The 5,884-nt window shown below is 54.3% G+C and carries 6 protein-coding genes; all 6 read left to right on the plus strand.

Features of this window, described 5'->3' with window-relative positions; translation table 11 throughout:
• The first annotated feature begins 26 nt into the window (after positions 1 to 26).
• The 6 genes from accB to dusB all read left to right on the plus strand — a co-directional run bounded on the left by accB (position 27) and on the right by dusB (position 5,850).
• Entirely contained in the window at positions 27 to 491 is a 465-nt protein-coding gene (gene accB, locus ACRCWW_RS06115) for an acetyl-CoA carboxylase biotin carboxyl carrier protein (RefSeq protein ID WP_438681610.1), read from the plus strand.
• Positions 492 to 501: 10 nt separating this feature from the next.
• Positions 502 to 1,851, plus strand: a complete 1,350-nt coding sequence (gene accC, locus ACRCWW_RS06120) for an acetyl-CoA carboxylase biotin carboxylase subunit (RefSeq protein ID WP_438681611.1) — start codon at positions 502 to 504, stop codon at positions 1,849 to 1,851.
• 107 nt (positions 1,852 to 1,958) lie between these two features.
• The gene (locus tag ACRCWW_RS06125; protein WP_438681612.1) at positions 1,959 to 2,201 is read left to right on the plus strand and encodes a YhdT family protein; all 243 of its coding nucleotides are present in this window, start codon (positions 1,959 to 1,961) and stop codon (positions 2,199 to 2,201) included.
• Positions 2,191 to 3,642 (plus strand): sodium/pantothenate symporter, encoded by a 1,452-nt coding sequence (gene panF / locus ACRCWW_RS06130; protein ID WP_438681613.1) that lies wholly within the window; start codon positions 2,191 to 2,193, stop codon positions 3,640 to 3,642. The genes ACRCWW_RS06125 and panF overlap by 11 nt, the downstream gene beginning before the upstream one ends.
• Positions 3,643 to 3,654: 12 nt before the next feature.
• Positions 3,655 to 4,536, plus strand: coding sequence for a 50S ribosomal protein L11 methyltransferase (prmA, locus tag ACRCWW_RS06135; RefSeq protein ID WP_438681614.1), 882 nt, complete (start codon positions 3,655 to 3,657; stop codon positions 4,534 to 4,536).
• Positions 4,537 to 4,884: 348 nt separating this feature from the next.
• Positions 4,885 to 5,850 (plus strand): tRNA dihydrouridine synthase DusB, encoded by a 966-nt coding sequence (gene dusB / locus ACRCWW_RS06140; protein WP_438681615.1) that lies wholly within the window; start codon positions 4,885 to 4,887, stop codon positions 5,848 to 5,850.
• The last annotated feature ends 34 nt before the right edge of the window (positions 5,851 to 5,884 follow it).

Genomic DNA, 5,884 nt, shown 5'->3' on the forward strand with positions numbered 1-5,884 from the left:
CTAAACAAAGAGTACGGAACCCACTCATGGATATTCGTAAGATTAAAAAACTGATCGAGCTGGTTGAAGAATCAGGCATCTCCGAACTGGAAATTTCTGAAGGCGAAGAGTCTGTACGCATCAGCCGTGCAGCGCCAGCAGGCAGCTACCCGGTAATGCAACAGGCTTACGCTGCGCCAATGATGCAGCAGCAGGCTGCACCGGCTGTGGCCGCGCCAGCAGCAGCTGAAGCGCCAGCGGCAAAAGCTGAAATCAGTGGTCACATCGTACGCTCCCCGATGGTAGGTACCTTCTATCGCACCCCAAGCCCGGACGCGAAAGCATTCATCGAAATTGGTCAGAAGGTGAACGTGGGCGATACCCTGTGCATCGTAGAAGCCATGAAAATGATGAACCAGATCGAAGCCGACAAAGCGGGCACCGTGAAGGCTATCCTGGTCGAAAGTGGTCAACCGGTAGAATTTGACGAGCCGCTGGTCGTCATCGAGTAACGAGGCGAACATGCTGGATAAAATTGTCATCGCTAACCGTGGCGAGATTGCACTGCGTATTCTTCGTGCCTGTAAAGAACTGGGCATCAAGACCGTGGCTGTGCACTCCACTGCGGATCGCGATTTAAAACACGTATTGCTGGCGGATGAGACGGTCTGTATCGGCCCGGCTCCTTCCGTAAAAAGCTATCTGAATATCCCGGCTATCATCAGCGCCGCTGAAATCACTGGCGCGGTGGCAATCCATCCGGGTTATGGCTTCCTGTCTGAGAACGCCAACTTTGCTGAGCAGGTTGAGCGCTCTGGCTTTATCTTCATCGGCCCGAAAGCTGACACTATCCGCCTGATGGGCGACAAAGTGTCTGCCATCACCGCAATGAAGAAAGCGGGCGTCCCAACCGTTCCGGGTTCTGACGGCCCGCTGGGCGAAGATATGGATGCTAACCGTGCTCATGCAAAACGCATTGGCTACCCGGTTATCATCAAAGCTTCCGGCGGAGGCGGCGGTCGTGGTATGCGCGTTGTGCGCAGCGACGCTGAACTGGCTCAATCCATCTCCATGACCAAAGCTGAAGCGAAAGCCGCATTCAACAATGACATGGTGTACATGGAAAAATACCTGGAAAATCCTCGTCACATCGAGATCCAGGTACTGGCAGACGGCCAGGGTAACGCTATCTATCTGGCTGAACGTGACTGCTCCATGCAGCGTCGTCACCAGAAAGTTGTCGAAGAAGCGCCAGCACCGGGCATTACCCCGGAACTGCGTCGCTATATCGGCGAGCGTTGCTCCAAAGCCTGTGTGGACATCGGCTATCGCGGTGCGGGTACCTTCGAGTTCCTGTTTGAAAACGGCGAGTTCTATTTCATCGAAATGAACACTCGTATTCAGGTTGAGCATCCGGTAACCGAAATGATCACCGGCGTTGACCTGATCAAAGAACAGCTGCGCATTGCTGCAGGCCAGCCGCTGTCCATCAAGCAAGAAGAAGTTCAGGTTCGCGGTCATGCGGTGGAATGCCGTATTAACGCCGAAGATCCGAACACCTTCCTGCCGAGCCCGGGTAAAATCACCCGTTTCCACGCACCAGGCGGTTTCGGTGTGCGTTGGGAATCTCATATCTACGCTGGCTACACTGTGCCACCGTACTATGACTCAATGATCGGCAAGCTGATTTGCTACGGGGAAACCCGTGACGTGGCGATTTCTCGCATGAAGAACGCCCTGCAAGAGCTGATCATCGACGGGATCAAAACCAACGTTGATCTGCAGATGCGCATCATGAGCGACGAGAACTTCCAGCATGGTGGGACCAACATCCACTATCTGGAGAAAAAACTCGGCATGAACGAGAAGTAATTCTCCGCACTGCGCAAAAGGCCGGATCCTCCGGCCTTTTTCTTTTTCTCTCCCCTTGCCAGCCCCTTAAGGTACAATCCCCGCTTTACATTGACCCTGGGAGCCTTATGGACGCGCGTTTTGTTCAGGCACACAAAGAAGCCCGCTGGGCGTTGTGGCTAACCCTCCTCTATCTCGCCGCATGGTTAGCGAGTGCTTACATACCAAATTCATTGATCGGCTTTACGGGCCTGCCGCACTGGTTTGAAATGGCCTGCTTGCTGGTGCCCTTGCTGTTTATCGTGCTGTGCTGGGCGATGGTGAAATTTATCTATCGTGAGATCCCGCTGGAGGACGACGATGCAGCTTGAAGTGATCCTGCCGCTTATCGCTTATCTGTTAGTGGTCTTTGGTTTGTCGGTTTATGCCATGCGAAAACGCTCAACCGGCACCTTCCTGAATGAGTACTTCCTGGGCAGCCGTTCAATGGGCGGGTTTGTGCTGGCGATGACGCTGGTTGCCACATACATCAGCGCCAGTTCGTTTATCGGCGGGCCAGGCGCGGCATACAAATACGGCCTCGGCTGGGTACTGCTGGCGATGATCCAGCTCCCGGCAGTCTGGTTGTCGCTCGGCGTGCTGGGCAAAAAGTTCGCGATCCTTGCCCGCCGTTATAACGCTGTCACGTTGAACGACATGCTGCTCGCTCGCTATCAGAGTCCTTTGCTGGTGTGGCTGGCCAGTCTCAGTTTGTTAGTCGCCTTTGTCGGCGCGATGACCGTCCAGTTTATTGGCGGTGCGCGGCTGCTCGAAACGGCTGCGGGTATTCCTTACGAAACAGGCTTGCTGATTTTCGGCGTGAGCATTGCGCTCTACACCGCCTTTGGTGGCTTCCGCGCCAGCGTGCTCAACGACTCCATGCAAGGGCTGGTGATGCTCATTGGCACTATCGTGCTGCTGATTGGTGTCGTGCATGCGGCGGGAGGATTGGGCCATGCGGTTCAGACCCTGGAGCAAATCGATCCTAAGCTGATTTCACCGCAGGGCGCCGACGATATCCTCTCCCCGACATTTATGACCTCTTTCTGGGTGCTGGTTTGCTTCGGGGTGATTGGTCTGCCGCACACCGCCGTACGTTGTATCTCCTACAAAGACAGCAAGGCGGTTCATCGCGGTATTATTATCGGCACGATTGTGGTCGCGATCCTGATGCTGGGTATGCATCTGGCAGGCGCGCTGGGTCGCGCGGTGATCCCTGATCTCACCGTTCCGGATCTGGTTATCCCAACGCTGATGGTAAAAGTGCTGCCACCGGTTGCAGCCGGGATCTTCCTTGCCGCGCCGATGGCGGCGATCATGTCGACCATCAACGCGCAGTTATTGCAGAGTTCCGCTACGATCATCAAAGATCTCTATCTGAGTCTCCACCCGGAACAGCTCCAGAATGAAAAGCGTCTGAAACGCATGTCAGCGCTGATTACCCTGGTCCTCGGTGCCCTGCTGCTGCTGGCGGCCTGGCGTCCACCCGAGATGATCATCTGGCTGAACCTGCTCGCATTTGGTGGGCTGGAAGCCGTATTCCTTTGGCCGCTGGTGCTGGGTCTATATTGGGAGCGCGCTAATGCCGCCGGGGCATTGAGCGCCATGATCGTCGGCGGCGTGGTTTATGCACTGCTCGCCACCCTGAAAATTCAGTATCTGGGCTTTCACCCGATTGTCCCGGCGCTGCTACTAAGTTTACTGGCTTTTGTTGTCGGCAACCTTTTTGGTCGTCCTGCGGCGCAAGCCCCGAATATCACTGTTAATCATTAAAAGAGTTTTGCCATGCCATGGATCCAACTGAAACTAAACACCACCGGCGCGAACGCTGAGGAACTGAGCGATGCGCTGATGGAAGCGGGCTCTGTCTCCATCACCTTCCAGGACACCCATGACACGCCGGTGTTTGAGCCGCTGCCGGGTGAAACCCGCCTGTGGGGCGATACCGATGTTATCGGTCTGTTCGATGCGGAAACTGACATGAAAGAGGTGGTGGCGATCCTTGAACACCATCCGCTGCTGGGCGCCGGTTTTGTCCACAAAATTGAACAGCTTGAAGACAAAGATTGGGAACGTGAGTGGATGGATAACTTCCACCCAATGCAGTTCGGCAAACGTCTGTGGATTTGCCCAAGCTGGCGCGATGTGCCAGACGAGAATGCGGTTAATGTGATGCTCGATCCGGGGCTGGCGTTTGGTACCGGTACTCACCCGACAACCTCGCTGTGCCTGCAATGGCTGGACGGTCTGGATCTTGACGGTAAGACAGTGATCGACTTCGGATGTGGTTCCGGGATCCTCGCCATTGCCGCCCTGAAACTGGGTGCGGCCAAAGCGATTGGGATCGACATCGATCCGCAGGCCATTCAGGCCAGCCGCGATAACGCAGAACGCAATGGGGTCTCCGACAGGCTGGAGCTCTATCTGCCACAAGACCAGCCAGAGGCCATGAAAGCCGATGTGGTGGTCGCTAACATTCTGGCAGGCCCATTACGTGAACTGGCACCGTTAATCAGCGTGCTGCCCGTTGAGGGCGGTCTGTTGGGCCTTTCCGGTATTCTGGCAAGCCAGGCTGAAAGTGTCTGCGAAGCGTATGCTCCGCTTTTCACTCTTGACCCGGTAGTTGAGAAGGAAGAGTGGTGTCGGATTACCGGGCGTAAAAACTGATTTACTCACGCTGGGTAGAGGTGACACTGCGCCTTCACGCCCCAGCGGTGAAATGAGATCCAGCCCACAATTATCGGGATAATCTGCTGATTAATGCAGCAGCTTATCCCTTTTCTGCTCCCCTTCTTGCAGGAAAAATTGAGAAGTTACGCAAAATTGCATCTGTATGTAAATTCACCATTTGTGCATAACGCAATGATTTAAATAGCGATTAATTTTTTCACTTTCCACCGACTGGCGATTCCTTGATCTACGACAGAGGATTGCTCAAAGTTTGGCCTTTCATCTCGTGCAAAAAATGCGTAATATACGCCGCCTTGCAGTCACAGTATGGTCATTTCTTAACTCATGCGCATCGGACACCACCAGCTCAGAAATCGCCTGATCGCAGCGCCCATGGCTGGCATTACTGACAGACCATTCCGGACGCTGTGCTACGAGATGGGAGCAGGTTTAACCGTTTCTGAGATGCTGTCCTCCAACCCGCAAGTGTGGGAGAGCGACAAATCCCGTTTACGGATGGTGCACATTGACGAGCCCGGGATCCGCACCGTGCAAATTGCCGGCAGCGTTCCTGAAGAAATGGCGGAAGCCGCACGTATTAACGTTGAAAGTGGCGCCCAAATTATTGATATCAATATGGGTTGCCCGGCGAAAAAAGTGAATCGCAAGCTTGCAGGTTCAGCCCTCTTGCAACACCCGGATTTGGTGCACTCTATCCTGACCGCGGTGGTGAAAGCAGTGGACGTTCCTGTCACTCTCAAGATTCGCACTGGCTGGGCGCCGGAACACCGTAACTGTGTAGAGATTGCCAAACTGGCTGAAGATTGTGGCATTCAGGCTCTGACTATCCACGGACGCACTCGCGCCTGCTTGTTTAACGGAGAAGCTGAGTACGACAGTATTCGGGCAGTTAAGCAGACAGTTTCCATTCCGGTTATCGCGAATGGCGACATTACTGACCCGCTTAAAGCCAGAGCTGTGCTCGACTATACGGGGGCAGATGCCCTTATGATAGGCCGTGCCGCTCAGGGAAGACCCTGGATCTTTCGGGAAATCCAGCATTATCTGGACACTGGGGAGATGCTGCCCTCTCTGCCTCTGGCAGAGGTGAAACGCATACTTTGTGCACATGTTCGGGAATTGCATGACTTTTACGGTCAGGCAAAGGGGTACCGAATTGCGCGCAAACATGTCTCCTGGTACCTTCAGGAGCACGCTCCAGATGACCAGTTTCGGCGCACATTCAACGCCATAGAGGATGCCAGCGTACAGCTGGAGGCGTTGGAGGCATACTTCGAAAATTTTGCGTAAACAGAAATAAAGAGCTGACAGAACTATGTTCGAA

Source organism: Scandinavium sp. (assembly GCF_051650185.1).
Lineage (GTDB): Bacteria > Pseudomonadota > Gammaproteobacteria > Enterobacterales > Enterobacteriaceae > Scandinavium.

Coding starts and splice junctions, on each gene's coding strand:
- accB (WP_438681610.1), top strand. CDS start 27: ATGGATATTCGTAAGATTAAAAAACTGATCGAGCTGGTTGAAGAATCA.
- panF (WP_438681613.1), top strand. CDS start 2,191: ATGCAGCTTGAAGTGATCCTGCCGCTTATCGCTTATCTGTTAGTGGTC.
- prmA (WP_438681614.1), top strand. CDS start 3,655: ATGCCATGGATCCAACTGAAACTAAACACCACCGGCGCGAACGCTGAG.
- ACRCWW_RS06125 (WP_438681612.1), top strand. CDS start 1,959: ATGGACGCGCGTTTTGTTCAGGCACACAAAGAAGCCCGCTGGGCGTTG.
- dusB (WP_438681615.1), top strand. CDS start 4,885: ATGCGCATCGGACACCACCAGCTCAGAAATCGCCTGATCGCAGCGCCC.
- accC (WP_438681611.1), top strand. CDS start 502: ATGCTGGATAAAATTGTCATCGCTAACCGTGGCGAGATTGCACTGCGT.